This is a genomic window from Tomitella gaofuii (assembly GCF_014126825.1).
Lineage (GTDB): Bacteria > Actinomycetota > Actinomycetes > Mycobacteriales > Mycobacteriaceae > Tomitella > Tomitella gaofuii.
On record NZ_CP059900.1, the window covers coordinates 363,432 to 388,408 of the forward strand.

Below are 24,977 nucleotides of genomic sequence, written 5' to 3' on the forward strand. Positions count from 1 at the left end.
CGCGGGTGACGGTACGACGCCGAGAGCTGCATGCAAACCATTGCGCAATCGATTGCGTCGTGATGGGATGTGACTGTAATCAACCGCCGTGACGGAGTCAACACCCGGCCCGTGCGCGATACTCGGCGCGGCGCACCACCGCGCACGGGCGAGAAGAGGGAAAGGCGAGGCGATGACGGAGGCCGACGGGCGCGCATCCCCGGGCGGCGCGCACGCGCGCGGCGGGCGGCCGCCGACGATGCGCGAGATCGCCGAACGCGCCGGGGTCCACATCTCCACCGTCTCCCGCGTGCTGCGCCAGCGCGAGCCCGTCGACGGCTGGTCGCCGGCCGCGCAGCGTGTGCGCGAGATCGCGGACGAGCTGGGCTACCGCCCCAACCCGTGGGCCGCCAGCCTGCGCACCCGCCGCACCACCACGATCGGCGCCGTCATGCCGAGGCTTACGGACGGCGTCGTCGCCACGATCTACGGCGGCATCGAAGAGGCGGCACGCGCGGCCGGTTACTCCGTGCTGCTGTCCAGCCCGCCGGACGCCACCGCGGACCAGCGCGCCGCGATCGACCTGCTCATCGGAAGGCAGGTCGATGGCCTGCTGTTGAGCAGCCTGCACAGTCCCGCAGCGGATTTCGTGGCGGAGCTCGGCGCGTCGGTGCCGATCGTCGCCGTCAACCGGCATGCCGACGCGGGGCTGCCATCGGTGACCGGCGACGACCGGCACGGCGGCTACCTCGCCGGGCGGCACCTGATCGAGCGCGGGTACCGGCGGCCCGCGGTGATCGGCGGACCCGCACACGCCACGACGGGGCGCGACCGGGTCGACGGCTTCCTCGATGCGGTGGCCGAGGACGAGCTTGTGATCAGCCCGGACCGCATCCTGCACACGGGGTTCGACGTGCAGGGCGGCGTCGCCGCGGCGCACCGGCTGCTGGACGGGGAGGACCGGCCCGACGCGATCTTCGCCGCCAGCGACTCCATCGCGCTCGGCGTGCTCGGCGTCGCCCGCGACCTGGGTCTGCGCATCCCCGACGAGTTGGGCCTGGTCGGTTACAACGACATCCCTGTCGCCGCGCAGCTCCCGGTGCCGTTGACGACGGTCGCCACGCCGGCGCGGCGGATCGGGTCCGCCGCCGTGCGCATGCTGCTGGAGCTCATCGGCGGCGCGCCGTGGCCGGAGTCCGATGATGACGGCGCCGGCGCGCTACGGGAACTGCTGCCCGTCACGCTCGCCGAGCGCGGCACCACCCGTCCGGCGGTGCGCGCGTGAGGGCTGCGCCCGGTCTCGACCGCTCCGCGGTCCCCGCGCTGCAGGCGTGCGCGGGGCTGGCCGCGGCGATGGGGGTCGGCCGCTTCGTCTACACCCCGTTGCTGCCGCTGATGGAGGAGCAGGCGCACGTCTCGGCGTCGGCGACGGCCTTCGTCGCCACCGCCAACTATCTCGGCTACTTCCTCGGCGCAGCCGTGCTCATCGTCCGTCCGGGCTGGTCGCGGTCGCGCACGGCGTTCCGGGGGTCGCTGGCCGTGCTCGTGGCCAGCGAAGCGGTGATGATCGCGGCGGTGAGCGTGCCGTTGTGGTCGGCGGCGCGGCTGGTGGCGGGCATCGCGAGCGCGTTCGTGTTCGTGTACTCGGCGAATGCGCTGGCCTCCCGGCCGTTCCCGGGGCTCGGGTACGCGGGCGTGGGCGTGGGCATCGCCGTGTCCGGGCTGGCGGTGACCCTGCTGCAGAACGTCCTCGGATGGCAGTCGCTGTGGCTGGTGGCCGCGGCGATGGGGTCCGCGTTCGCCGTGGGCGCCTGGGGGCTGGCGCCGGGCGCCCCGCCCGGTTCCGCGGAACGGCCGGGCGACGGCGACGGGCCGGTGCGCATCGAGCGGCCTACGCCGTCGCCGCGCAACACCTGGCTGCTCGCGAGCGGCTACTTCCTCGAAGGACTCGGCTACATCATCCTGGGCACGTTCCTGGTGGCGGCCGTCTCCGCCGACGGCCCGGAGTGGACCGGACCCGCGTCGTGGGTGCTCGTGGGCGCGGCGGCGGCGCCGTCGACGGCGCTGTGGGCGTCGGCGCGTCGGCGCTTCCGCACCGAGACGCTCCTCGCCGCGGCGCTCGCGCTGCAGGTGGCGTCGGCGCTGTTGCCGGCGCTGGTCGGAGGCACCGCGGCGGCGGCTGTCGCGGCGGTGTTGTTCGGCGGCACGTTCATGGGGATCGCCATGCTCGCGATGACGGCGGGGGTGGAGATGGGCGTGCCGCGCGCCGCCGCCGTGCTCACGGCCGGTTACGCGGTGGGGCAGATCCTGGGGCCGCTCGTGGTCACGCCGCTGCTCGCGGGCGGGTACGACGCGGCCTTCGTCACGGCTGCGGGCGTGCTGGCGGTGGCGGCGCTGCTCGTCGCGGGCATCCGTCGACGCTGACCTTCGGGAGCCGGGCACCCGGAGTGGTGCGCAGATGCTCCGGGACCGGGTTCAGGCGAGGGCGAGAAAGAGCTTCTCGAGCTTCTCCTTGCCCTCCGCGGGCGGTACTCCGGTGGCCTGGCAATGTTCCAGGCCCGTCGCCACCAGGGCGTAACCGCCGCGGCTGATGGCCTTGTTGACCGCGGCGAGCTGGGTGAGCACGTCCTCGCAGTCGGCGCCCTGCTCCATCATCGCGATGACCTTGCCCAGGTGCCCCTGCGCCTTCTTGAGGCGTGTGATCACCGGCGTGATCTCGTCGTTGTCGAGCTGCATGTCAGCGCTCGGACACTGCGGTGAGCATGCGCGCGAGGAGTTCGCGGGCCTCGGTGGCGACATCCTTGAGCGCGTCCGTGCCGGTGAACTCGGGCATCACGTCGGGATCCATCGCCTCCACGAGCGTGGTTCCCCCGCCGGCATCGGAGACGACGACGTTGCAGGGCAGCAGCGCCGCCACGCGCGGATCGGCCTCGAGCGCCCGATGGGCCAGCGGCGGACGGCACGCGCCCAGGATGATCTTGGGGGCGATGTCGACGTCGAGCTTGGCCTTGAGCGTGGCGGCGAGGTCGATCTCGGTGAGCACGCCGAACCCGACGTTCGCGAGTTCCTCGCGCACTGCGGCGACGGTCTGCTCGTAGGGCGCGTCGACGGTGGTGGTCAGGGTGAAATCAGACATGGGGCGCTCCTTTCAGCGTGGCTATCCCGTGTAACCCCCCGGGGGGTTAGGGTATTCCCTCTGGCCGGTCTCCGTCTGCCGCTGTCGTCGAGTGGGGCTGTCCGGGGTGCGTATCCGCCGATCAGCACCCCGGACAGCCCCACTCGACGCGGGTGCGGGGGTCGGCCGCCCCAGTTGCATCGAGTCGGGTGCTGACGGGCGAACGTGCACTGGAATGCGTGCTGCTCGACGTGGCTGATGGTTGGTTGTCCACAGGGTGTGGATAGATGTGCCGCGGGCCGACCTTCTTCCGGAAGACTCGGGGCATGGGGGAGATGATTGGGCCGTTCCGGGCCTCGGAAGCGGTGAGCAAGGGGTGGGTCAGCGAGCACTACGTGCGCACGAAATGCATCCGGCTGATGCCCGACGTCCACCTGCCGAAGGGGATGAGGCTCACGCCGCGGCGTAAGGCGATGGCGGTGGCGACCTGGTCACGGAGACGGTTGACGCTGTGCGGGTTCTCTGCCGCGGCGATGTGGGGCACGAAGTGGATCGACGACTCCGAGCAGGCGGAGTGCGTCTCGGCCTGTCAGCTGCGCGCGCCGACGGGCGTCATCATCCGTCGCGACCGGCTCGGGCCAGGCGATGTCTGGCGAGAACGCGGCATACCCGTCACGTCGCCAGTGCGCACGGCGTTCGACCTGGGGCGGAGGTTGCCGATGTCCCGGGCCGTCGCGGTGGTCGACGCGCTGTACCAGACCCGATTGCTGAGCAAGGCCGAGCTCGCGGATTACGCCGATGCGCATCCGAACATGCGTGGGATCCGGCAGCTGCGCACTGTCATCGCGCTTTCGGACGAGGGTGCGCAGTCGCCGCAGGAGACGCGGACGCGGCTCGTGATCCTCGACGCCGGCCTGCCGCGACCGTCGACACAAGTCAGCATCTTCGACGCGGCGAACCGGTTCGTGGCGCAGGTCGACCTGTGCTGGCCGCAGTGGTGGGTGGTGGTCGAGTACGACGGCGACGACCATCTGAACCGCAGGCGCCAGGCCAAGGACATGACGCGAGTGAATGCGCTGGGGGATCTCGGGTGGAGAGTGATCAAGGTGAAGGCCGAGCTGCTGGCGGATCCGCGGAAGCGCGCGATCGTGATCGAGCAGATCCGCGGGGCCCTGCGGCAGGCGGGGGCACCGGTGTGAAATGGGGCCACCGACGCCGAGTGGGGCTGTTCCGGGTGCGAATCCGGTGATCGGCACCCCGGACGGCCCCACTCGGCGAGCTGGAGGGCGGTGAGCGCGCCCGCTACGCCCCGGCGAACCTCCGCAGCCGCAGCGAGTTGCCCACCACGAACACGCTGGAGAACGCCATGGCGGCGCCGGCGATCATCGGGTTGAGCAGCCCCAGCGCGGCCAGCGGGATCGCCGCCGTGTTGTACCCGAACGCCCAGAACAGGTTGCCCTTGATGGTGCTGAGCGTGCGCCGGGAGAGTCGGATGGCGTCGGCGGCGCTGCGCAGGTCGCCGCGCACCAGGGTGATGTCGGCGGCCTCGATGGCCACGTCGGTGCCGGTGCCCATCGCCAGTCCCAGGTCGGCCTGGGCGAGGGCGGCCGCGTCGTTGACCCCGTCGCCCACCATGGCCACGACCTTGCCCTCGGACTGCAGGCGTGCCACCACGTCCACCTTGTCGGCGGGCATGACCTCGGCGAACACCTGCTCGATGCCCACCTCGCGTGCTATCTGCTCGGCCACGGCCCGGTTGTCACCGGTGAGCAGCACGGGGGTGAGGCCCAGGCCGCGGAGCCGTGCGATGGCCTCGGCGCTGGTGGGCTTGACCTTGTCGGCCACGGACACCAGCCCCAGCACCCGCCCGTCGGCGGCGACGGCGACGACGCTGCGCCCCTGGCCTTCGAGCTCCCGCTTGCGGGCGGCGAGATCGTCGGGCAGGTGCTGCGACCAGTCGGCCAGCAGGGTGTCGCGCCCCACCACCACGGCGGATCCGTTGACGACGCCCTGCACGCCCTTGCCCTCGACGTTCGCGAACGACTCGACTCCCGGCAGCGGGCCCGCCTCGGCGGCCGCACCGTCGGCGATCGCCCGGGCGATGGGGTGCCCGGACGCGTTCTCCACGGCCCCGGCCAGGCGTAGCAGTTCGCCCCGGTCGACCCCGTCGGCCGGCACGACGTCGGCCAGGCTCATGGCCCCGGTCGTGACGGTGCCGGTCTTGTCCAGCACGATCGTGTCGACGCCCCGTGCGGATTCGAGGATCTCCGGCCCCTTGATGAGCACGCCCATCTGCGCGCCACGGCCGGTGCCCACCAGCAGTGCCGTGGGGGTCGCAAGGCCCAGCGCGCACGGGCACGCGATGATGAGCACTGCGACGGCGGCCGTGAATGCGGCCGTCGCTCCGCCGCCGGTCGCGAACCATACGATGAGCGTGACGACGGCGATCGCGATGACGATGGGCACGAAGATCGACGCGACTTTGTCGGCCAGGCGCTGCACCTCGGCCTTGCCTGACTGCGCATCTTCGACCAGCGTGGCCATCTGCGCCAGTTGGGTGTCGGAGCCGACGCGCGTGGCACGCACCCGCAGCAGACCGCCGGCGTTGACGGTGGCGCCGGTGACGGCGTCGCCCTCGCTCACTTCGACGGGCACGGACTCGCCGGTGAGCATCGACATGTCCACGGCCGAGCTGCCGGAGACGACGAGCCCGTCGGTGGCGATCTTCTCGCCAGGACGCACCAGGAACTCCTCGCCCACGGCCAGGGTCCCGACGGGGATCCGGGTCTCGACGCCGTCGCGGAGCACGCCGACGTCCTTGGCGCCCATGTCGAGCAGCGCCCGCAGCGCCCCGCCCGCACGGTGCTTGGCGCGCTTCTCGAAGTAGCGCCCGGCCAGCACGAACATCGTCACGCCGGCGGCCACCTCGAGATAGATGTTGCCGGCCCCGTCGCCGGCGCTCGCGGTGAAGGTGAAACCGTGCCGCATGCCGTTCATGCCGGCGGTGCCGAAGAACAGCGCGTACAGCGACCAGACGAATGCGGCGAGCGTGCCCACCGACACCAGCGTGTCCATGGTGGCGGCACCGTGCCGCAGGTTGGTCCACGCCGCCTTGTGGAACGGATACGCCGACCACACGATGACCGGCGCGGCGAGGGTGAGCGACAGCCACTGCCAGTTGTCGAACTGCAGCGGCGGGATCATCGCCAGCGCGATCACCGGCACCGACAGCACGACGGAGCCGATGAGCCGCTGGCGCAGCGTGATCAGTTCCCGGTCTTCGGGCTCCTCGGCCGGCCCATCGGAAGGGGCCTCCCGCTCCGGTTCGGCGGGCTTGGGGAGTTCCGCGGTGTAGCCGGTCTTTTCGACGACGCGGATGAGCTCCTGAGGGTCGAACCCCTCGGGCATGGTGACCTTGGCCTTCTCGGTGGCGTAGTTGACCGAGGCCTCGATGCCGTCGAGCCTGCCCAGCTTCTTTTCGATCCGCATCGCGCACGACGCGCAGGTCATGCCGCCGATGTCGAGGTCGATCCCGACGCGGGGCGCGTCGTCCTGCGTCGTTTCCGGCGCGGTCATGTCGTGCCTTTCGTCGCGGCGCGGCGCGGTGCCGCGCCCGGGGATTACTTGCGGCTGGCCTGGTAGCCGGCCTCGTCGACGGCCGCGATCACCGCGGCGTCGTCCACCGGCTGCTCGGACGAGACGACCAGCGTGCCGTCCTGCGCGCTGACGGCGACGACCTCGACGCCGGGGAGGGCCTCGACCTCTTCGCGTACGGCGCCCTCGCAGTGGCCGCAGGACATTCCGGTCACGGCGTATTCGGTGGTGCTCATTGCGCGTTCCTCTCGTCGTTCGTCGGGCGTTTCCCTGACTCCGTTCTACCCCTAGGGGGTATGTCGACAACATACCTACCGGGGGTATATGGGTCAAGCGTGACCACGCCGGGACGTCGCTCCCAGGGAATTGCCAGCTTCCGTCCAGCCCGGGTGGAGGTTCGTGCACTTCACTGGAGCACTGTCACCGCCCGGCGGGGCACAGCGCCCCGCGACGCGCACCGAACCGACGAGGAGGGTCATGTCCGGGTACCAGAGCCTGCGTGTGTTCAACCGGTACGAGATCAAGTACCTGGTGGACGAGAGCGACGTCCCCCGGCTGCGCGAGGAGCTCGATGTCCGGCTCGACGCGGATCCGTACTCCGGCCGCGGCGGATATCCCGTCGCCTCGCTCTATTACGACACGGCGGACCTGCGCTTCTACTGGGAGAAGATCGAGGGTCTGCGGTTCCGGCGCAAACTCCGGTTACGCCTGTACGGCAATCCCGACGAATGCGACGACGCGACGACGACGCACGTGGAGATCAAGCAGCGGGTCAACCGGGTGACGCAGAAGCGCAGGCTGCCGCTGCCGTACGCGGATGCGCTCGCGTGGTTGGACGGCGGCGTGCGCCCCGGGCACGACCCGGGCGACAGGGCGTTCGTCGACGAGGTGTCCACATTCGTCGGCAACCTCGACCTGCGACCCATCGCCACCACCTCCTACCTGCGCGAGGCCTACCTGGGGCGCGAGGCCGACGCGGGCCTGCGCGTGACCATCGACCACCGGGTGCGGGGGCGTGACCGGGACTTCCGGTTCGGCCCCGGCTACAGCGCGTCCGACGACCGGCGGACTGTCCCGCCGGGTGCCGCGGTGGTGGAGATCAAGGCCAACGAACGTATCCCGTACTGGATGGCGGATCTCTCGGCCCGCCTGGACATGTCGGTGGTCCGGATGTCCAAGTACTGCCGGACCATCGAGGCCTTCGAGCTTGCGCCGCGCTCCCGGATCGGCATGCCGGAGGCCGCGGTCCGCCGCGACACGGCCCCGAGCGCGACCTGATCCTGCGGGCGCCGACGGAACCCGGCGCCGCGCACCGCACACGACAACTACGACGACGGAAGACTTATGAATTTCGACATTCAGGACCTCAGCGGGACCTTCACCGTATGGGACATCGTGATGGCGCTCTCGCTGTCCTTCGTGCTCTCGGCGGTGGTCGCGTGGGTGTACCGCAAGACGCACAAGAACGTCTCCTACAGCCAGTCCTATGTGCAGACGCTGGTGCTGTGCGGCATGGTGATCGCGCTGATCATGCTGGTGGTGGGTTCCAACATCGCGCGGGCCTTCGCCCTGGTGGGCGCGCTGTCTGTGATCCGGTTCCGCAACGCCGTCAAGGAGACCCGCGACGTGGGGTTCATCTTCTTGGTGATGGCGATCGGCATGACCACGGGGACCCGCTTCTACCTCCTGGCGATCGCCGCGACGGCGGCCATCTGCCTGGTGCTGCTGTTGATGCACCGGTTCAGCTGGTTCTCCCTGGACGTGCAGCGCCAGGTGGTGAAGGTGCAGGTGCCGCCGGACGCCGAGTTCACCGCGCGCGTGGAGGACGTGCTGGTGCGCAACTGCTCCGAGTTCGAGCTGGTGTCCACGGAATCCGTGCGCTCGGGGGCGCTCACCGAACTGTATTACACGGCCCGGCTGAAGAAGGGACACGCTCCGGCAGACCTGATCGAGGAGCTGTCCCAGGTGAACACGGGTCAGCGGGTGACGGTTCTGACCGGGTACGACCAGACGGACGTGTGATGGGGCCGGGCGATCCTATGGGCCACGAGGCGGCGCCGCGCCCGTCGCCGGTGCGCCGGCTGATCCGCCGGATCCCGCCGCGGCTGCGCATCAACTGGAAGTTGCCGGCGGCGCTGGCGGGGTTCGTCGTGGTGGCAGCCCTGGTGTTCGGCGGCGTCCGTGTGAGCCCGATGATCACCGGTGACCCGACCGTGATCGCCGCGCAGATCACGCAGAACATCGAGGGCGCCGAGGACCTGTTCGATGATGAACAGGACCACGCCGTGGATGTGCGCATCCCGGACGCGGAGTATGCGCGCATGGTGGACTCGTATGCGAGGTGCCTCACGTAAAAGTGAGCGCGAAGCGGGTGGCCGGTGCCTCACGCAGTGTGAGCGCGTGGGAGGCTTGCGCTACTTCGCCTGGGCCAATCGGTTGATTGACGGTTGTAATGCTTCCAGGTCCATGTGGCGGGCGGCGGCGAGGGCTTCGGTCTTGTCTCGCGCCAGGTCGAGTAGCTGCATCTGGATGGCGTTGATCTGCCGGGTCAAGTCGGCCGGGTTGATCCCGTCGATCCGAGCCGAGACCCGCGAAAGTTGTTGTGCATCAAGGGTTCCCGAGTCTTGCAGGCGCTGCCATGGGGTGGCCGGCTTGTCGTAGATCCGCTTTCTGCGGCCGTCCGCGCCGGCGGTGTAGCCGACGGCTTTTTTCGTGGGGGTGAAGAAGTTCAACCGCAGCGACACCAGCCGCCACAGCCGGTCGAGCAGCTCGAGTTCGTCGGCGGTGTCGTAGCGCCAATAGAAGGCGTGTTTGCGCACGACGTGGTTGTTCTTCGACTCCACGTGCGCCTGGTCGTTCTTCTGGTACGGCCGAGAGCGGGTCTGTGCGATGTCGCGGTCCTGCAGCCACCCGGCGACCTCATGGTTGATGAACTCCGAACCGCAGTCGCTGTCGAAGGTGGTCATGGCGAAGGGAAACCAGCCCTGCAGCTGTTCGATCCCGTGGAGGATCCACTTCGAGGCGTTGTTGCGGATCGAGCAGTTCTCCGTCCACCCGGTCACAATGTCGGTCATCGTCAGCGTGCGGGCGAACTCGCCGATCAGCGTGGGGCCGCAGTGCGCCACGGTGTCGGCCTCGATCACCCCTGGCGTGTCGGGTGCCTCGTCCGTGCAGGTACGGATGGCAATCGAGTTCCGCAGCAGCGGTGACGGCGTCGTCGTCGATATGCCCTTGATCCGCATTCTGTCGCGTGCCGGTTTCAAGTACCGGTCAACGGTCGCGGCGCTCATCGCTTTCAGTTCCGCGGTCGTCTCGTCGGTGGCGAACGGCGTGTCCAGATCACCCGCCTCGGCCAGCAGCGGTAGCCACAGATCGACCATGACGACCAGATACTTGCCGCACGGCATGCCCATCAACGCCCACACATGCTCAAGCAGGGTCCTGGCGTCGTCGCTGAAGCGCCGAGTGCGCAGTGTGCGTCCGTCGACCTGCTCGGCCGGGTCCGGCAGCGCAGGGCCGCGAAGCATCCGCCGTGCGGTCGAGCGGCCCATACCCGTGGTCTCCACCACGCGGTCGAGGATCTTGCCTTTGTCCGCCTTCGACGCCTTGCGGTACTGATTCCGCAGCTTGTTCGTCACCTGCCGTCTCGCGGCCATGTCGATCTTGCCTTCCACATCGGGCAAGCTTTCCTGGCTACGCGCTCAAAGTAGGTGAGGCACCACCCGGCGCCACGCGCTCAAAGTAGGTGAGGCACGCCGGTATGTGGACGACGGCGAGAAGAAGTGGGTCAGCGCCACCGTCACCATTGATGGCGTGACCATCGACGACGTCGGCGTCCGTCTCAAGGGCAACTCGACCTTGAGCGCGTTGCGCGGGGGCAGGGGGTTCCCGGGAGGCGGGGAGATGCCCGGCGACGGGCCGCCGGGAATGCCGGGGCAGGTCGGAGCCCAGGCCCCGGGCCCCGGCGGAGGCCCCGGGGGGATGATGTCGATGATGGCGGGGATGAGCGCCGACGAGCCGCAGACTCTTCCGTTGCTGTTGAGCTTCGACAAGTACGTGGAGGGCCGCGCATACCAGGGCATGACCGAGATCGCGGTGCGCCCGGGCACCCCGGTGGTCAACGAGGCGATGGCGCTGTCGCTGACCGCGGATTCCGGCCAGCCGTCGCAGCGGTTCGCCTACGCGGTCTATTCGGTCAACGGGAGCGCGACCAGCACCCGCTTGCTGCTGGAGGTTCCCGACGGCGTGTACGTGCAGCGGCACACCGGGGACGGCTCGGAACTGGGGACCCGGGGCTATCTCTACAAGGCCGATGCGACTTCGCGGTTCGCCTACGTGGGCGAGGACCAGTCCGACTATTCGGAGCAGTTCACGCAGATCAACTCGGCGGATGCGGGCAACCTGCAGCCGGTGATCGACCTGCTGCGGTGGGTGGACGAGGCGAGCGACGAGGAGTTCGCGGCGCACCTGGCCGACCACGTCGACGTCGAATCGTTCGCGCGCTACATCGCGACGCAGAACCTGCTGGTCAACAGCGACGACATGGCGGGCCCGGGCCAGAACTACTACCTCTGGTACAACCTCGATGACGGCAGGTTCAGCGTGATCTCCTGGGACCTGAACCTGTCGATGACCGGCGTGACCGATGCGGGTCCGGACGATGCGATCACGATGGGCGGTGGGCCGGCCGAAGGGCGCGGCGCACCGCCGCAGGCCGCCGGGAACATGCCCGCGCCGCCGGAGGGCGGTGGCATGCCGGTCCCGCCCGGCGGCGGCGAGGGCGCGCCGGTGATGGGAGGCAACACGCTCAAATCGCGCTTCCTGGAGTCGGATGCGTTCACCGAGCTGTACCACCGGGAGTACTGGGAGCTCTACGACCGGATCTACGGCAACGGGCACGCCCGGGACGTTCTCGACGGTCTGGCGTCGTCGATCCCCATCAGCGATGCGCTGAGCGCGGAGGAGCTGGCCGGAGACATCGACACGATGCGAACCTGGATCGACGGGAGGGCCTCGGCGCTCGAGGACGAAAGGAACACCTGATGCGCCCGCGTACCTGGGAGAATCGCCCCCATGAACGGTGACGGGACGGGAGCGGCGGGCCGCGAGGGGCGGATTCTGGTGGTCGATGACGAGCCGGGGATACGCGACCTGCTGTCCGTCAGCCTCAAGTTCCAGGGATTCGAGGTACAGACCGCGGCGGACGGCGCCGCCGGGCTGGATGCAGCCCGCCGGATGCGGCCGGACGCGATCATCCTGGATGTGATGATGCCCGGGATGGACGGCGTGGGCATGCTGCGCCGCCTGCGCGCGGACGGCATCGGTTCGCCGGTGCTGTTCCTCACCGCCCGGGGCGAGGTGGACGACAAGGTCGCGGCGCTCACTCTCGGCGCCGACGACTACATCACCAAGCCGTTCAGCCTCGAGGAGCTCATCGCCCGGTTACGGGCGGTGCTGCGGCGGGCCGGGCACGGCGACGGCGGCGCGCGCAGCACACGCGTGCGCTTCGCGGACCTGGAACTGGATGACGATTCGTACGAGGTGTTCAAGGCGGGGCAGCCGGTGTCGTTGTCGCCGACCGAGTTCACGCTGCTGCGGTACTTGATGGTCAACGCGGGCACGGTGCTGAGCAAGCCGCGCATCCTGGAGCACGTGTGGAGCTACGACTTCGACGGGCAGGCCACGGTTGTCGAGTCTTACGTCTCCTACCTGCGCCGCAAGGTGGACGCCGGCGGCACGCCGCTGATCCACACCGTCCGTGGCGTGGGCTACGTGATGCGGGAGCCGCGCTCGTGAAGCGGACGCCGCGCGCGACGGGCACGGCCCCGTGAACCGGGTGCGTTCCTGGTTCCGCGCCGTCCCGCTGCGATGGTCGCTGGTCGCGGTGCTCGTGGGGCTGTGCGCGGTGGGGCTGGTGGCCTCGGGGTTCGCGGTGACGACGGCGCTGCGGAACTCGATGACCGCCCGCATCGATGCCGAGTTGGTCGATGCAGCGCACACCTGGGCCCGTCCGCTCGCCGTTCCGCCGTCGACGCCGCCGCCCGGTCCGCCGAGTTCCCATCGCCCGCCGAGCAGGTATTACGTGCAGGTCACGGACTCATCGGGGACGCCGACGATCACCGTCAACGACGCCCGATCGGCTCCGGACCTCGCGTCCGTGCCCGCGGATGGCGAGCCCGTCACCGTCGACTCGGTCGCCGGCGGCCCGCGCTGGCGGGTGGTCAGCACGCCGGCGGCGTCGGGCGGCCGTACGACCGTCGCGCTGAGCATGGCGGACATCGACTCCACCGTCGATCGTCTCGTCGTCCTCGAGCTGGCGGTGGGTGCCGTCGTGCTCGTGCTCCTGGGCGGGGCCGGGTGGCTGGTCGTGCGCCGCAGCCTTCGCCCGCTGCGGCAGATCGAGCGCACCGCGGCGGCCATCGCGGACGGTGAACTGCACGAGCGGGTTCCGGAGATGCACCCGCGCACAGAGGTCGGCAGGCTGGCCTCGGCGCTCAACGGCATGCTGGGCCAGATCCAACGGGCGTTCGCGGACCGGACACGGTCCGAGGAGTCGGCCCGCGCCTCGGAGGCGCGCATGCGACGGTTCGTCGCGGATGCCGGACACGAGCTGCGCACCCCGTTGACCACCATCCGCGGCTTCGCCGAGCTGCATCGCATGGGCGGCCAGGCCGATACCGACACGGTGATGGGGCACATCGAGCAGGAGTCCGCACGGATGGGGGTGCTCGTGGAGGACCTGCTGACGTTGGCGGCGATGGACGCGCAGCGCCCGCTGGAGCGGGTCCGCGTCGACGTGTTCGAGATCGTCGCCGGCGCGGTGATCGCGGCGCGGACGGTCGCGCCGGACCGCAGGATCGTGCTGGAGTTGGACGACGGCGCCGGGCGCCCGGAGACTCTCGGCGACGCGTCGCGCCTGCGGCAGGTGGTCGACAACCTGCTGACCAACGCGCGGGTGCATACACCGCCCGACGCGGCCGTCACGGTGCGGGTCGCAACCGCCGCAGGGGGGGACGAAGTGACCGTGGAAGTCGCCGACTCCGGGCCTGGGCTAGCGGGCGCGGACCACGAGCGGGTGTTCGAACGGTTCTATCGCGCGGACTCGTCGCGGACCCGCGCATCGGGCGGCAGCGGGCTCGGACTGTCCATCGTGGCGTCCTTGGTGGCTGCGCACGGCGGCCGCGTCGAGGTGGACTCGGCACCGGGCGCGGGCGCGCGGTTCCTCGTGCGACTGCCGTCACAGTAGGCCCGGGCACCCCTTCTCAACATCGTTGACGCCGGTATCCTGGCCTGATTCGACGCGTGGAGGACGGCTATGACGAACGCGAAAAGCGAGGGCGGGCATTCCCCGCTCCGCTTCTTCCGGCAGGACGACCGCTCCCAGGAACAGATCGACGCCGAGGCCGCGGTGGTCGGGCCCCTCGCCGACGACCTGCGGGTGCTCAACGAGCTCTCGGTGGTCTCGGAGGTGGACGTCGACGCCGTCGGGCGTGCGCGCGAGCACCTTGAGGCCGCGCGGGCGATCCTCGCGGAGAAGACTCTCGACGGGCCGTACGGCGTGCGGTTCACCACCGACGGCCGCCAGCGCTCGTGGGGCAATGCGGCCGTGGGCCTGCGCAACCCCATCGCGCCGCCGCTGGAGTTCGTCAAGGGCGACGACGGCACCGTGAGCACCGACTTCTTCCTGCGCCGCGGCTACGAGGGGCCGCCCGGGCTCACGCACGGAGGGATCTCCGCGCTGATCCTGGACCAGGTCCTCGGCTACACGGCCACGGTGAACGGTTGCCCGGGGATGACCGGCACGCTGACCCTGCGGTACCGGAACCCGACTCCGCTCGGGGCTCTGCACGCGGAGGCGCGGGTGGACCGCATCGAGGGCATCAAAGCGTTCGTCGTTGGGCATATTTCGGACGGCGAAACCGTTTGCGTGGAGGCGGAGGGCGTTTTCATCCTTCCGCGCTGGGCGCGCGAGCGGATGGCGGCCGAGGCGTCGGCGGTCACCGAGGCGCCGGCGCAGGACTGACCATCGCGGCCGGCGGCACGACCGCCGGAGAAATGACGACGGGGATCGACAAGGGGATATGACGACGAACGATACGGGGACCATGGACACGGAAAGCCGGGCCGAGCAAGGTTCCGTCGGCGCACGCTCGGGGCTCATCATCGGGATGCTGGTGGTGGCCGCGTTCGTGATGATCCTCAACGAGACCATCGTGTCGGTGGCGCTGCCGGATCTGGCGAAGATCCTCGATGTCAGCGCCACCACCGTGCAGTGGCTGGCCAGCGGCTTCCTGCTGACCATGGCCGTGGTGATCCCCACGACGGGGTTCCTGCTGGAGCGGTTCACTCCCCGGGCGATCTTCCTCACGGCGATGAGCCTGTTTTCGGTGGGCACGCTGGTGTGCGCGGCGGCGCCGAACTTCGAGGTGCTGCTGGCGGGGCGCGTCGTGCAGGCGAGCGGCACCGCGGTGATGATCCCGCTGCTCATGACCACCGTGATGCGGCTGGTGCCGGAGGACAAGCGCGGCGCGACGATGGGCACGATGGCGATCGTCATCGGCTTCGCGCCGGCGCTGGGACCCACCGTGGGCGGCGCGATCCTGTCCGGCCTGGGCTGGCGGTGGATGTTCTGGCTGGTGCTCATCCTTGCGGTGGCCATGTTCGCCGTCGGCGTCACGCGCCTGCACGTGCCGGGCGAGACGCGCACGGTGCCGTTGGATGTGGCGTCGGTGATCATGTCCGGGCTGGCGTTCGCCGGGATCGTCTACGGTTTCTCGCTGATCGGGCAGTCGGGTGACACGCTCGTACCCGCGTGGGTGCCCATCATCGCCGGTCTGGTGGTGCTGGGCGGCTTCGTGTGGCGCCAGATGGTGCTGCAGCGCGAGGACCGGCCGCTGCTGAGCCTGCTCCCGCTGGGCTACCGGCAGTTCACGGTCTCCGTCATCGTGGGCGTGCTGGTGTTCATGTCGCTGCTCGGCGCCGGGGCGATCCTGCTGCCGATGTACATGCAGAACGTGCTGGGCGAGAGCACCTTCATCACCGGCCTCGCGCTGCTGCCGGGCGGCCTCGCGCTTGCGGCGCTGTCGCGTCCGGTTGGGCGGCTCTACGACAAGGTGGGCGCCCGGCCGCTGCTCATCCCCGGTGCGGCCGGCATGACGGCGGCGCTGTGGCTGTTCGCGCTGCTGGGCGAGGATTCGTCGGTGTGGGCGGTGATCGGCATCGACATCCTCCTCATGGTGGCCCTGGGCGTCATGATGACCCCGATGATGACCGAGGCGCTGGGCGTGCTGCCGGACTCGCTGTACTCGCACGGCAGCGCCATCCTCACGACGCTGCAGCAGGTGGCGGGCGCGCTGGGCAGCGCGGTGTTCGTCTCCGTGGCCACGCTGGGCAGCAGCGGTCCCATCCTCGACGCCGACGGCATGCGCCTGGCGTTCGCGACGGCCGGGGCCATCGGCATCGTCGCCTTCGTCGCCACGCTGTTCCTCAAGCGCAGCGCTCCGGCCGGCGGGCACGGTCACTGACGGGCACTGCACGGAAGACGGCTGTGGCGCGGTTCCGCGGAACCGCGCCACAGCCGTCTTCAGGTCGTGGTGTGGACTGTCAGCCGCCGATGAGCCCGAAGGCGGCGATCGGCATCGCTCCGGCGATGAGGCACCCCGCACCGCCGACAATGCACGCCGTCAGCTCCCGACGGTCTTGTGTACGCAACATGCGAATCAACTCTCACCCCGCTTTCACGATGCCGGTGCGGGAAACGCACCGGACACGACTGCAATTCCAGGGGCCGCACCGCGTGGCCGCCCGCCCGCGGATCCGCGCATGGCCTACCCGCTCCGCACGCCGGATATCCGGCGTGCGGAGGAGAAGGTGCTCGGATCGAGGAGGGAGCGGGACGGTGTCCGCCGCAGGCCCCGGCACGACCCTAGTGCCGGATGGCGGCAAAGGCCAGGGTGCGTCCGATCACCGTGGGGGCTGGCGCGGCACCTCGGGTGGTCCTGCTCACATTGCGCACCTGTGAAGCTATGACGCCAGTCACACTGCGCAATCCGTATCGTTGTCAACAGATCTGTTGACGAGAAACCGGCATCGACGCGAGTCTTGCTGCACCGAATGATCCGGTGTCCCGCCCACAAGGCGCGGACACCACCGACCGAACGGTGGAGCGTGATGACCGAGACGACGATCCGCGAGCTCCCGGCGGGCCCACAGGCCGCGCCGGAGCAGCCGGCCTACGACCTGGGCGACCGCTACCGCCCCGGCACGGGCCGTGTGCTGCTGACCGGCATCCAGGCGATCGCCCGGCAGATGATCGAACAGCAGGTGCGGGATCTGCGCGCCGGGAGCCGCGTGGGCACCTTCGTCTCCGGCTACCCGGGCAGCCCCCTGGCCGGCGTGGACTCGCTGCTGCACGGCATCCCGCAGGTGCTCGCCGAGCACGACATCGCCTTCGTGCCCGGTATGAACGAGGAGATCGCCGCGACTGCGGTGTGGGGCAGCCAGGCGGAGCTGGGCGCCGGCACGCCGACGCACGACGGCGTCGTCGGCGTCTGGTACGGCAAGGGCCCCGGCCTGGACCGCGCCACCGATGCGCTGCGGCACGCGAACATGTACGGCGTGAGCCCCACGGGCGGTGTGCTGCTCATGGTGGGCGACGACCCGGCGTCGAAGTCCTCCACAGTGCCGGCGGTGAGCGAGCGGTCGCTCGCCGCGCTGGGCATCCCGGTGCTGTTCCCGCGCAATGCGGAGGAGATCGTGACGATGGGCCAGCACGGCGTCGCGCTGTCGCGGGCGTCCGGCTGCATCGTGGCCCTCAAGATCGTCGCTGACGTGGCCGACGGATCCTGGAGCGTCGACGGCGGCGCGCTGTCGCCGCAGATCACCGTGCCGCGGATCGAATGGGACGGAAAGCCGTTCGAGTACGTGCAGCGCCCGCTCGCCGCGCCGGGCGACAGCGTCATCGCAGAGAAGGACCTCTACGGCCCGCGGCGCGCGGTGGTCGAGGCCTACGGCGAGGCGAACGGGCTCGACGTCATCGAGGTCGACCCGGCGGCCGCCCGCCTGGGCATCGCCGCCACCGGCACCGCCTTCGACGCCGTGCGCCAGGGGCTCAAGGACCTGGGCCTGGACGACGGCGCGCTGCACCGGTCCGGCATCCGGCTGCTGCGCATCGGCATGCCCTCCCCGCTGGGGGCGGCGCGGGTACGCGAGTTCGCGGCCGGGCTCGACGAGCTGCTGGTGGTGGAGGACAAGACCGCTTTCGTCGAGACGCAGATCCGCGAGATCCTCTACGGCACCGCGGATGCGCCGCGCATCCTGGGCAAACGCGACCGCGACGGCCGGCCGCTCATGCCCGTGGACGGCGAGCTCAACACCGGGCGGATGCTGGCCCCGCTGCGGCACGTGCTCGAGGACCACGCGACCGGCCTCATCGCGCCGGTGAAGAGACCGCTGCCGCCGGCGCTGAGCATCGAACCGCTCACCGCCCACCGGACCCCGTACTTCTGCAGCGGCTGCCCGCACAATCGCTCCACCGCCCTGCCCGACGGCTCGATCGGCGGCGGCGGCATCGGCTGCCACACGCTGGTGACCGTCTCCGGCCGCGCCGACAGCGCCGTCACCGGCCTGACGCAGATGGGCGGCGAGGGGACGCAGTGGATCGGCCAAGCGCCGTTCACCGACGTGCCCCACACGTTCCAGAACCTCGGCGACGGCACCTACTACCACTCCGGCCAGCTGGCGGTGCAGGCGTGCGTGGCGGCCGGGGTGAACATCACCTACAAGATCCTGCACAACGATGTCGTGGCGATGACCGGGGCGCAGGACGCCGAAGGCGCGCTCACCGTCGCCGACCTCACCCGCAAGCTCGCGCTCGAGGGCGTCGCGCGGATCATCGTGTGCGCCGACGAACCGGAGCGGCACCTGACCCGCGTGCCCGCCCGGTTCCGCAGGGCGGCCGCGCGACTCGGCGCCCGGCGTCCGGCCGGCTTCGCCGACAACGCGGAGCTGTGGCACCGTGACCGGCTCGACGAGGCGCAGCGCGCGCTGCGGGAGGTTCCGGGCGTCACCGTGCTCGTCTACGACCAGCACTGCGCCGCGGACGCCCGCCGGCAGCGCAAGCGCGGCACGCTGCCCACCCGCAACACCCGCGTGGTCATCAACCCGGCGGTGTGCGAGGGGTGCGGCGACTGCGGCGTCAAGAGCAATTGCCTGTCGGTGCAGCCGATGGAGACCGAGTTCGGCACCAGGACCCGCATCGACCAGACCTCCTGCAACACCGACTATTCGTGCCTGGACGGCGATTGCCCGGCGTTCGTCATCGTGGAAGCGCCCGAGGGGCTCACCCCGCAGCGCGACGCGGTGCCCGAGCCGCCCGCAGTGCCGGCGCCGGACGGCCCCTCCGCTGGAGAGGGCACGCACAGCGTGTTCATCGCGGGCATCGGCGGCACCGGCATCGTCACCGTCAACCAGGTGCTGGCCACCGCGGCCATGCGGGCCGGGTTCGACGTGGAGTCGCTCGACCAGATCGGCATGAGCCAGAAGGCCGGGCCGGTGGTGTCGCATTTGCGGTTCGCCCGCGGCGCCCTGGAACCGGCCAACCGGGTGACCCCGGGCAGCGCCACCGGCGTCATCGCCCTGGACCTGCTCACCGCCGCCGAGGAGCACAACCTCGCCTACGGCGACGCCGACCGCACGCTGGTGGCCGCCTCCACGAGCCGCACCCCCACCGGGGATATGGTCTACGACCGCTCCGTGCGCCACCCCGACGAGGCCGACCTGCTCGACCGCGTGGGCGCGGTGGCGCGGCGCCTGGAATCGTTCGACGCGCTCGCCGCGGCCGAGGAGCTCTTCGGCAACACCACCGCCGCCAACTTCCTCGTCGTCGGCGCCGCCCACCAGATGGGGGCCCTGCCGATCCCGGCGGAGGCCATCGAGGAGGCCATCGGCATCAACGGCAAGTCGGTGGACGAGAACGTCGCCGCATTCCGCTGGGGCCGCGCCGCCATCGCCGAGCCCGGGACCTTCTCGGCCGCAGCGGCCCCGGCGCACGCGCAGCGGCGCACCGCGGTGCCCGACCGCCTGCGCGAGGGGCTGTGCCTGGAGGGCGAGACCCGCAGGATCGCGCTGCTCCGCGCCGGGGAGCTCATCGACTTCCAGAACGAGGCTCTCGCCGGGCGCTACCTGCGGCGCGTGCAGCGCGCGTGGGATGCGGAGCGGGCCGCCGGCGGCTCCGGGGAGTTCACCGAGGCCGTGGCGCGCGGGCTCTACAAGCTCACCGCCTACAAGGACGAGTACGAGGTGGCGCGGCTGCTCACCGACCCGGCCTTCGCGGACGCGGTGCAGGGCCAGGTGCCCGGCGGCACGGACCTCACGTTCAAGCTGCACCCGCCGACGCTCAAGGCGCTCGGCCGCACCCGCAAGATCGGCTTCGGCCCCCGCTCGCACGCCCTCCTGCGGGCGCTCGCCCACGGACGCCGGCTGCGCGGCACGCGCCTGGACCCGTTCGGCCGCACCGCGATGCGCCGGTTGGAGCGGGGCCTGCTGGCCCACTACGAGGCCACCGTCGACGGGCTCCTGGGCGAGCTGCACACGGCGGACGGCTACGCCCGCGCGGTGGAGTTCGCCGGGCTGCCGGAGATCATCCGCGGCTATGAGGACGTCAAGCTCGCGAACGTCGCGACCTACCGCGAACGCCTCGCCGCTCTCGGCATCCCCGACGACTTCTGATCCACCCCATAGACCCCCGCACGCCGAGCGATCCTCGCGTCGGGCGACAACCCGGCCCGTACACCGGGCCGGACCGCAACCCCGGAAGGGACACCACCTGATGACCGCCACCCTCACCCGCATGGACGCGCGCACCGCCACCGATCCGGACGTCGACGGCTCCCCGGGGGTGTTCGCCGGATCCCGCCGCCTCACCGACCGCCCGCACGAGCAGGTGGTGCACGTGGCCGACGCGGAGACCGGGCTGCGCGCGATCATCGCCATCCACTCCACCACGCTGGGACCCGCCCTGGGCGGCACCCGCTTCCACCCGTTCGCCACCGAGGCGGCGGCGCTCGACGACGCGCTGCGCCTGTCGCTGGGCATGACCTACAAGTCCGCGGTGGCGGGCGCCGACCTGGGCGGCGGCAAGGCCGTCATCATCGGCGACCCGGCCACGATGAAGACCGAGGCGCTGCTGGGCGCCTACGGGCGGTTCGTCGAGGCGCTCGGCGGGCGCTACATCACCGCCGCCGACGTGGGCACCGACGCGTCCGACCTGGACGTGATCGGCCGGCACACCGACCACGTGGTGGGGCGCACCGCGGGGGCCGGCGGATCGGGCGACAGCTCCTACCTCACCGCGCTGGGGGTGTACGAGTCGATGCGGGCCGGCACCCGGCACGTGTGGGGAGCGGAGACGCCGGCCGGGCTGACCGTGGGCGTCGAGGGCGTCGGCAAGGTGGGCCGCGAGCTGGTGCGCATGCTCGTCGACGCCGGGGCCCGCGTGGTGGTCACCGACGTGAACGCGGCGGCCGTCGCCGGCATGCTCGAGCGTTTCCCCGGCGTACGCGCCGCGGACGGCCTGGGCGGCGAGCGGCTCGACGTCTACGCGCCGTGCGCGCTGGGCGGCACCCTCACCCCGGGTGGGGTCGACGGGCTGGGTGCGCAGCTGGTGTGCGGCTCGGCGAACAACCAACTCTCCGACGCGCACGTCGATACGATGCTTGCGGCGCGCGGGATCACCTGGGTGCCGGACTACCTCGCGAACGCGGGCGGCCTGATCCAGGTGGCCGGGGAGCGTGCGGGCGACGACGGAGCGGTGGTCGAATCGCGCGTGCGGGCCATCGGCGGGCGCGCCGCGGAGATCCTCGACCGGGCCCGGGCGGAGGGCACCACCCCCGGGCACGCCGCCGACCGGGTGGCCGAGGAGCGCATCGACGGGGCGTGACGGCGGTCGGCCGGCGGCACTCACTCCGCCGCCGGCGTCGACCGTCCGTGCCCGGCGCCGCGGGTGATGTGGTCCAGCAGCGGTTGCGTCCGATAGGCCACCGGCGTCGTCAGGGCCAGGGTGGTCGTCGTGTGGGCGACCCCGGGGATCGCGTGCAGACGTTCGAGCTGGTGGAGCATCGCCTCCTGCGACTCGGCCGCCATCCGCACCAGCAGGTCTTCCCGGCCGGTGGTGGAGTGCACCTCGAGCACCTCGGGCATCCGGCCGAGCTCGGCGATCACCTGCGGCAGCCGCGCCTGCTCCAGGCCCACGCCGATGAACGCCTGCAGCGGCAGCCCCAGCGCCGGCAGGTCCAGGACGGGACGGTAGCCGGTCACCGTGCCGGACTCCTCGAGCCGGCGCAGCCGGGACTGCACCGTATTGCGGGTGACGCCCAACTGTGCGGCGAGGCTCACCACCCCGGCGCGCGGGTTCTCCGTGAGCGCGGCGAGCAGCGCGGCGTCCAGACGATCGAGATCCGTCACCCCTCCACTATCCCACCTCTTCCACTTCCACCAGGAGCTTGCCATGCCGGGAACCGGAATCTGGCGCACCAAATCCATCGAGCAATCCATCCAGGACACCGACGAGCCGGGCACGCGGCTCAAACGCCAGCTCACCACGCGTGACCTCATCATCTTCGGGGTGGCGGTGGCCGTGGGCGCGGGGATCTTCACCGTCACGGCGCGCGCGGCCGGCGACCTGGCCGGGCCGTCGGTGGCCATCGCATTCCTCATCGCCGCGGTCTGCTGCAGCCTGGCGGTGATGTGCTACGCCGAGTTCGCGTCCACGGTGCCGGTGGCGGGCAGCTCGTACACGTTCTCCTACGCGACGTTCGGCGAGTTCGTCGCCTGGATCATCGGCTGGGACCTGATACTCGAGTTCGCCCTGGCCTCTGCGGTGATCTCCAAGGGGTGGTCGCTGTACCTGGGCGACCTGCTGGGCATGTCGGGTGCCACGGTGATCGACCTGGGGCCGATCGAATTCGACTGGGGCGCACTGCTCATCGTCGGTGCGGTCACCGGCGTGCTGGCAGTGGGCGCCAAGATGTCGTCGATGGTGTCCACCGTGGTCACCGCGGTCAAGATCACCGTGGTGCTGCTGGTGATCGTCGTCGGCGCCTTCTACATCAACACCTCCAACTACTCGCCGTACCTGCCGGAGGCGCAGGACAAGGCCGGTTCGACCGGCGGCGGGCTCAGCCGCACGTTGTTCTCGGTGCTCACCGGCGCCGACGGCAGCACCTACGGCTGGTACGGGCTGCTTGCGGCGGCGAGCCTGGTGTTCTTCGCGTTCATCGGCTTCGACGTGGTGTCCACGACCGCGGAGGAGACGAAGAACCCGCAGAAGTCCCTGCCCCGCGGCATCCTCGGCTCGCTCGCCATCGTCACGGTGCTGTACGTGCTGGTGACGCTGGTGCTTACCGGCATGGTGCCGTACACCGACCTGCAGACCGGCAGCGCGCTGGCCGGCGACGGCGGCGCCACCCTGGCCACGGCGTTCGAGGCGCACGGCATCACCTGGGCGCAGACGGCGATCAACGTCGGCGCGGTCGCCGGGCTGACGACGGTGGTCATGGTGATGATGATGGGGCAGACGCGCGTGCTGTTCGCGATGTCGCGCGACGGCCTGCTGCCGCGCAGCCTGGCCAAGACCGACCGCAAGGGCGTCCCGGTGCGCATCACGCTGATCGTGGGTCTGCTGGTCGCCGCCATCACCGCGATCTTCCCCATCAGCACCCTCGAAGAGATGGTCAACATCGGCACCCTGTTCGCGTTCGTGCTGGTGTGCGTCGGCGTGATCGTGCTGCGGCGCACCCGGCCCGACCTGAAGCGCGGGTTCCGCGTGCCGCTGGTGCCGTTGGTGCCGATCCTGGCGGTTCTGGCCTGCGGGTGGCTGATGCTCAACCTGGCGGTGGAGACCTGGATCCGATTCGTCGTATGGATGGTGCTGGGCGTGGCCGTGTACTTCGCGTACAGCCGGCGGCATTCGGTGCTGGGGCGGCGGCTGGCCGCCCCGGCGGGAGTAGCCGCCGCTGCACCGTCCTGCGATGCCGAGGCCGAGCCGGAGCGGGAGCTGCAGGGCACATCGCCGGGCTGATCCGCCCGGCGCGACTGGCCGCCCCGGCCGGGCCGCGGGTACCTGTGCGTGTCCCCGCGGCCCGGCCGCCTCCGGCGGTGCATGATCGGTGCGTGAGCGATGACGATGCGAACGCCTCCGGAACAGAGGGTGAGAGCCGGTCGCGCAGCAGCGCGTGGACCGCCGCGCCGCTGGCCGTGTGGGCATTCGCGTTCGTGCTGCTGCGGATCTTCGCGGTGTCGGGGTACGACTGGGCGACAGCGTTCAACGTCTCGACCACGCTGAGCCTCAGCGACGGCGTCGGCCTGCTGTTCGGTTCGCTCATGGGCGGACACATCCTCGTCGAGGCGCTGCTGGTGATCCTGGTGCCGCTGCTCGCCGCCGATCATCTGTGGTCGCCGCGCGGGCACCGGCCGATCGTGGTCCTTCCGCTGATCGTGTGCGCGGTGCTGTTGGTGGCGCTCACGGTGAGTTATGCGTCCTGGTGGCTGCCGATCGCGGTGGGCGGGGTGCTCGGCGCGTTCGCACTGATCCGCATGCTTCCGCGTCGCTTCCCTCTGCGCCGGGTCCTCGGACTGGCGATGGCGCGAGTGGGGCTGGTCGGCGGCGCGGGCGTGCTCATCGCCGCCGCATTCGTGCAGACCCCGTGGGTGCCGCTCGAGCACATCGGCACGACGGACGGCGAGGTGATCGGGTATGTCATGAGCGTGGACCCGGGTTTCGTCAACGTGCTCACCGAGGACCAGGAGTTCGTCATCCTGCCCGTGGACTCGGTGCTCTCCCGCGAGTGACCCCGTCGCCGACAGTGCGCGTCTCCGCCGCAACCTCGATGGCCCGCTCGACCACCGCGGTACGGGTCGCCCCGCGCGCGAGCCGCTCGACCACGTCGGCGACCGCCGGTTCCATGCGTTCCCGCAGTGCATGGGCGAACCCGGCGTAGCGGCCGATCTCCTCCCGGTAGATGTGGGGTGCGGAGGGCGCGGCATCGGCGGCGGCGAAGAAGAAGGCCGCGTCCTCGTCGCGCCCGTGCGCCAGGCACAGTTCGGCGAGGCTGCGCACGGTCTTCCACACCTGCGGCCATGCCCCGCTCCTGCGTTCGTCGGCGTGCACGAGCGGCGCGAGGTTCTGGGTGAGGCGGGGTTCGGCCAGGTGCGCCGCGTGTCGGAGACCCCGATGAACATGGTGCTCGAGGCGAGGCCGTGACAGCACCCGGACACTGAACGCGAGGTACGC

General features: G+C 70.8%; 22 protein-coding genes. 15 read left to right on the forward strand and 7 right to left on the reverse strand.

Annotated features, from left to right (window positions below):
• The first annotated feature begins 172 nt into the window (after nucleotides 1-172).
• Together H4F70_RS01740 and H4F70_RS01745 are read left to right on the forward strand one after the other, a co-directional pair.
• On the forward strand, nucleotides 173-1,264 hold the full coding sequence (locus H4F70_RS01740; RefSeq protein ID WP_182358798.1) for a LacI family DNA-binding transcriptional regulator: 1,092 nt from the start codon (nucleotides 173-175) through the stop codon (nucleotides 1,262-1,264).
• The gene (locus H4F70_RS01745) at nucleotides 1,261-2,403 is read left to right on the forward strand and encodes a YbfB/YjiJ family MFS transporter (protein WP_235681281.1); all 1,143 of its coding nucleotides are present in this window, start codon (nucleotides 1,261-1,263) and stop codon (nucleotides 2,401-2,403) included. Before H4F70_RS01740 ends, H4F70_RS01745 begins: the two co-directional genes overlap by 4 nt.
• 51 nt (nucleotides 2,404-2,454) lie before the next feature.
• Here the strand turns inward: H4F70_RS01745 and H4F70_RS01750 are convergent, their stop codons facing one another.
• Nucleotides 2,455-2,715 carry a metal-sensitive transcriptional regulator gene (locus H4F70_RS01750; RefSeq protein WP_182358799.1) on the reverse strand — a complete coding sequence of 87 codons (261 nt, stop codon included), beginning with the start codon at nucleotides 2,713-2,715 and terminating at the stop codon, nucleotides 2,455-2,457.
• A gap of 1 nt (nucleotide 2,716) precedes the next feature.
• A complete protein-coding gene (locus H4F70_RS01755; RefSeq protein ID WP_182358800.1) occupies nucleotides 2,717-3,115 on the reverse strand; it encodes a DUF302 domain-containing protein in 399 nt (132 codons plus the stop codon).
• A 305-nt stretch (nucleotides 3,116-3,420) separates the two neighbouring features.
• On the opposite strand from H4F70_RS01755, the gene H4F70_RS01760 reads away from it, so the two are divergent.
• Nucleotides 3,421-4,293 carry an endonuclease domain-containing protein gene (locus tag H4F70_RS01760; RefSeq protein WP_182358801.1) on the forward strand — a complete coding sequence of 291 codons (873 nt, stop codon included), beginning with the start codon at nucleotides 3,421-3,423 and terminating at the stop codon, nucleotides 4,291-4,293.
• Nucleotides 4,294-4,396: 103 nt separating this feature from the next.
• Here the strand turns inward: H4F70_RS01760 and H4F70_RS01765 are convergent, their stop codons facing one another.
• Nucleotides 4,397-6,670 (reverse strand): heavy metal translocating P-type ATPase, encoded by a 2,274-nt coding sequence (locus H4F70_RS01765; protein ID WP_182358802.1) that lies wholly within the window; start codon nucleotides 6,668-6,670, stop codon nucleotides 4,397-4,399.
• A gap of 44 nt (nucleotides 6,671-6,714) precedes the next feature.
• Nucleotides 6,715-6,924, reverse strand: coding sequence for a heavy-metal-associated domain-containing protein (locus tag H4F70_RS01770; protein ID WP_182358803.1), 210 nt, complete (start codon nucleotides 6,922-6,924; stop codon nucleotides 6,715-6,717).
• A gap of 241 nt (nucleotides 6,925-7,165) precedes the next feature.
• On the opposite strand from H4F70_RS01770, the gene H4F70_RS01775 reads away from it, so the two are divergent.
• The 3 genes from H4F70_RS01775 (at nucleotide 7,166) to H4F70_RS01785 (ending at nucleotide 9,042) form a co-directional block, all read left to right on the forward strand.
• Nucleotides 7,166-7,966 (forward strand): polyphosphate polymerase domain-containing protein, encoded by an 801-nt coding sequence (locus H4F70_RS01775; RefSeq protein WP_182358804.1) that lies wholly within the window; start codon nucleotides 7,166-7,168, stop codon nucleotides 7,964-7,966.
• 66 nt (nucleotides 7,967-8,032) lie between these two features.
• Entirely contained in the window at nucleotides 8,033-8,710 is a 678-nt protein-coding gene (locus tag H4F70_RS01780; RefSeq protein WP_182347094.1) for a DUF4956 domain-containing protein, read from the forward strand.
• Nucleotides 8,710-9,042, forward strand: a complete 333-nt coding sequence (locus H4F70_RS01785; RefSeq protein ID WP_182358805.1) for a hypothetical protein — start codon at nucleotides 8,710-8,712, stop codon at nucleotides 9,040-9,042. The genes H4F70_RS01780 and H4F70_RS01785 overlap by 1 nt, the downstream gene beginning before the upstream one ends.
• A 60-nt stretch (nucleotides 9,043-9,102) precedes the next feature.
• Here the strand turns inward: H4F70_RS01785 and H4F70_RS01790 are convergent, their stop codons facing one another.
• A complete protein-coding gene (locus tag H4F70_RS01790; RefSeq protein WP_182360070.1) occupies nucleotides 9,103-10,362 on the reverse strand; it encodes an integrase catalytic domain-containing protein in 1,260 nt (419 codons plus the stop codon).
• 139 nt (nucleotides 10,363-10,501) lie between these two features.
• Between H4F70_RS01790 and H4F70_RS01795 the strand changes: the two genes are divergently transcribed.
• The 7 genes from H4F70_RS01795 to H4F70_RS01825 all read left to right on the forward strand — a co-directional run bounded on the left by H4F70_RS01795 (nucleotide 10,502) and on the right by H4F70_RS01825 (nucleotide 21,626).
• Nucleotides 10,502-11,731, forward strand: coding sequence for a CotH kinase family protein (locus H4F70_RS01795; protein WP_308316935.1), 1,230 nt, complete (start codon nucleotides 10,502-10,504; stop codon nucleotides 11,729-11,731).
• A 30-nt stretch (nucleotides 11,732-11,761) separates the two neighbouring features.
• Nucleotides 11,762-12,484: a response regulator transcription factor gene (locus tag H4F70_RS01800; protein WP_182358807.1), complete on the forward strand. Its 723-nt coding sequence runs from the start codon at nucleotides 11,762-11,764 to the stop codon at nucleotides 12,482-12,484.
• 40 nt (nucleotides 12,485-12,524) lie between these two features.
• Nucleotides 12,525-13,934, forward strand: a complete 1,410-nt coding sequence (locus tag H4F70_RS01805; protein ID WP_235681282.1) for a sensor histidine kinase — start codon at nucleotides 12,525-12,527, stop codon at nucleotides 13,932-13,934.
• A 69-nt stretch (nucleotides 13,935-14,003) separates the two neighbouring features.
• Nucleotides 14,004-14,711, forward strand: coding sequence for a PaaI family thioesterase (locus H4F70_RS01810; protein ID WP_182358809.1), 708 nt, complete (start codon nucleotides 14,004-14,006; stop codon nucleotides 14,709-14,711).
• Nucleotides 14,712-14,769: 58 nt separating this feature from the next.
• Entirely contained in the window at nucleotides 14,770-16,212 is a 1,443-nt protein-coding gene (locus tag H4F70_RS01815) for a DHA2 family efflux MFS transporter permease subunit (protein WP_220471754.1), read from the forward strand.
• 646 nt (nucleotides 16,213-16,858) lie between these two features.
• A complete protein-coding gene (locus tag H4F70_RS01820; protein ID WP_182358810.1) occupies nucleotides 16,859-20,416 on the forward strand; it encodes an indolepyruvate ferredoxin oxidoreductase family protein in 3,558 nt (1,185 codons plus the stop codon).
• Between the two features lie 100 nt (nucleotides 20,417-20,516).
• The gene (locus H4F70_RS01825) at nucleotides 20,517-21,626 is read left to right on the forward strand and encodes a Glu/Leu/Phe/Val dehydrogenase dimerization domain-containing protein (RefSeq protein ID WP_235681283.1); all 1,110 of its coding nucleotides are present in this window, start codon (nucleotides 20,517-20,519) and stop codon (nucleotides 21,624-21,626) included.
• 20 nt (nucleotides 21,627-21,646) lie between these two features.
• Here the strand turns inward: H4F70_RS01825 and H4F70_RS01830 are convergent, their stop codons facing one another.
• Nucleotides 21,647-22,150: an Lrp/AsnC family transcriptional regulator gene (locus H4F70_RS01830; protein WP_182358811.1), complete on the reverse strand. Its 504-nt coding sequence runs from the start codon at nucleotides 22,148-22,150 to the stop codon at nucleotides 21,647-21,649.
• Between the two features lie 43 nt (nucleotides 22,151-22,193).
• On the opposite strand from H4F70_RS01830, the gene H4F70_RS01835 reads away from it, so the two are divergent.
• Together H4F70_RS01835 and H4F70_RS01840 are read left to right on the forward strand one after the other, a co-directional pair.
• Nucleotides 22,194-23,765, forward strand: coding sequence for an amino acid permease (locus H4F70_RS01835; RefSeq protein WP_182358812.1), 1,572 nt, complete (start codon nucleotides 22,194-22,196; stop codon nucleotides 23,763-23,765).
• A 92-nt stretch (nucleotides 23,766-23,857) separates the two neighbouring features.
• A complete protein-coding gene (locus tag H4F70_RS01840) occupies nucleotides 23,858-24,535 on the forward strand; it encodes a hypothetical protein (RefSeq protein WP_182358813.1) in 678 nt (225 codons plus the stop codon).
• Here H4F70_RS01840 and H4F70_RS01845 read toward each other — a convergent pair.
• A complete protein-coding gene (locus H4F70_RS01845; RefSeq protein ID WP_182358814.1) occupies nucleotides 24,498-24,953 on the reverse strand; it encodes a hypothetical protein in 456 nt (151 codons plus the stop codon). The two genes, H4F70_RS01840 and H4F70_RS01845, sit on opposite strands and share 38 nt — an antisense overlap.
• Nucleotides 24,954-24,977 lie beyond the last annotated feature (24 nt).

Excerpts from the sequence above, each read along its gene's own strand:
- H4F70_RS01815 (WP_220471754.1), top strand. The coding sequence starts at position 14,770 with ATGACGACGAACGATACGGGGACCATGGACACGGAAAGCCGGGCCGAG.
- H4F70_RS01780 (WP_182347094.1), top strand. The coding sequence starts at position 8,033 with ATGAATTTCGACATTCAGGACCTCAGCGGGACCTTCACCGTATGGGAC.
- H4F70_RS01785 (WP_182358805.1), top strand. The coding sequence starts at position 8,710 with ATGGGGCCGGGCGATCCTATGGGCCACGAGGCGGCGCCGCGCCCGTCG.
- H4F70_RS01740 (WP_182358798.1), top strand. The coding sequence starts at position 173 with ATGACGGAGGCCGACGGGCGCGCATCCCCGGGCGGCGCGCACGCGCGC.
- H4F70_RS01820 (WP_182358810.1), top strand. The coding sequence starts at position 16,859 with ATGACCGAGACGACGATCCGCGAGCTCCCGGCGGGCCCACAGGCCGCG.
- H4F70_RS01825 (WP_235681283.1), top strand. The coding sequence starts at position 20,517 with ATGACCGCCACCCTCACCCGCATGGACGCGCGCACCGCCACCGATCCG.
- H4F70_RS01775 (WP_182358804.1), top strand. The coding sequence starts at position 7,166 with ATGTCCGGGTACCAGAGCCTGCGTGTGTTCAACCGGTACGAGATCAAG.
- H4F70_RS01810 (WP_182358809.1), top strand. The coding sequence starts at position 14,004 with ATGACGAACGCGAAAAGCGAGGGCGGGCATTCCCCGCTCCGCTTCTTC.
- H4F70_RS01835 (WP_182358812.1), top strand. The coding sequence starts at position 22,194 with ATGCCGGGAACCGGAATCTGGCGCACCAAATCCATCGAGCAATCCATC.
- H4F70_RS01760 (WP_182358801.1), top strand. The coding sequence starts at position 3,421 with ATGGGGGAGATGATTGGGCCGTTCCGGGCCTCGGAAGCGGTGAGCAAG.
- H4F70_RS01750 (WP_182358799.1), bottom strand. The coding sequence starts at position 2,715 with ATGCAGCTCGACAACGACGAGATCACGCCGGTGATCACACGCCTCAAG.
- H4F70_RS01765 (WP_182358802.1), bottom strand. The coding sequence starts at position 6,670 with ATGACCGCGCCGGAAACGACGCAGGACGACGCGCCCCGCGTCGGGATC.
- H4F70_RS01755 (WP_182358800.1), bottom strand. The coding sequence starts at position 3,115 with ATGTCTGATTTCACCCTGACCACCACCGTCGACGCGCCCTACGAGCAG.
- H4F70_RS01800 (WP_182358807.1), top strand. The coding sequence starts at position 11,762 with ATGAACGGTGACGGGACGGGAGCGGCGGGCCGCGAGGGGCGGATTCTG.
- H4F70_RS01770 (WP_182358803.1), bottom strand. The coding sequence starts at position 6,924 with ATGAGCACCACCGAATACGCCGTGACCGGAATGTCCTGCGGCCACTGC.